The organism is Staphylococcus coagulans, from assembly GCF_002901995.1.
GTDB lineage: Bacteria > Bacillota > Bacilli > Staphylococcales > Staphylococcaceae > Staphylococcus > Staphylococcus coagulans.
Genome location: NZ_PPQN01000132.1, coordinates 1 through 729, shown reverse-complemented (window position 1 = coordinate 729; position 729 = coordinate 1). Strand labels below are relative to the sequence as shown.

The window sequence follows — 729 nt, the reverse complement described above, 5'->3', positions numbered from 1 at the left end:
CAACCGCCTATATCGTTAGTATGATTGCGGGTGTAGTTTAATGGCAAAACCTCAGCCTTCCAAGCTGATGTTGTGGGTTCGATTCCCATCACCCGCTCCATTGTTATTCCACAGTAGCTCAGTGGTAGAGCTATCGGCTGTTAACCGATCGGTCGTAGGTTCGAGTCCTACCTGTGGAGCCATGGCTCCTTGGTCAAGCGGTTAAGACACCGCCCTTTCACGGCGGTAACACGGGTTCGAGTCCCGTAGGAGTCATATAATCAGAAGTGAAATATCGCTTCTGATTTTTTTAATTTAATTGTGGAGAGTTGTCCGAGTTGGCCGAAGGAGCACGCCTGGAAAGTGTGTAGGCGCCACAAGCGTCTCGAGGGTTCGAATCCCTTGCTCTCCGTTAAGGCGCCAAAAAGTTTAACTTACTTTTTGGTGCTTTTTCTATGTTGTTAAAAAATACTGTCATATCAAAGGTTTTAGCGAATGATGAAATGAACGGGTAAAATTTATTTGAGTCTCTAAAGCTCATTTTTTATCATTTGTTCAAAAAGTAGCTAGCCACAAGATGAAAATCAGTAAATTTAACCACAATTTGATTGTGTTTTAGTCACAAGGTTGGATATGCCATGATTAACGTATTGGTGTTAGACTGCTTCTTTTGTTATTGTCAGCCTCATACGAATTACTTTTGGTTGGTAAATAGTCTTTTTTGTTTTCTGAATATGTATGCTCTTAGCC

Annotated in this window: 4 tRNA genes; all 4 read left to right on the top strand. The window is 41.7% G+C overall.

Annotation, left to right across the window (positions count from 1 at the left end):
- The first annotated feature begins 26 nt into the window (after nt 1-26).
- The 4 genes from CD118_RS11760 (at nt 27) to CD118_RS11745 (ending at nt 391) form a co-directional block, all read left to right on the top strand.
- Nucleotides 27-100: transfer RNA gene (locus CD118_RS11760), tRNA-Gly, on the top strand.
- 7 nt (nt 101-107) lie between these two features.
- Nucleotides 108-182: transfer RNA gene (locus CD118_RS11755), tRNA-Asn, on the top strand.
- Nucleotide 183: 1 nt separating this feature from the next.
- Nucleotides 184-255, top strand: a tRNA-Glu gene (locus CD118_RS11750).
- A gap of 47 nt (nt 256-302) precedes the next feature.
- Nucleotides 303-391 (top strand) — tRNA-Ser (locus CD118_RS11745).
- The last annotated feature ends 338 nt before the right edge of the window (nt 392-729 follow it).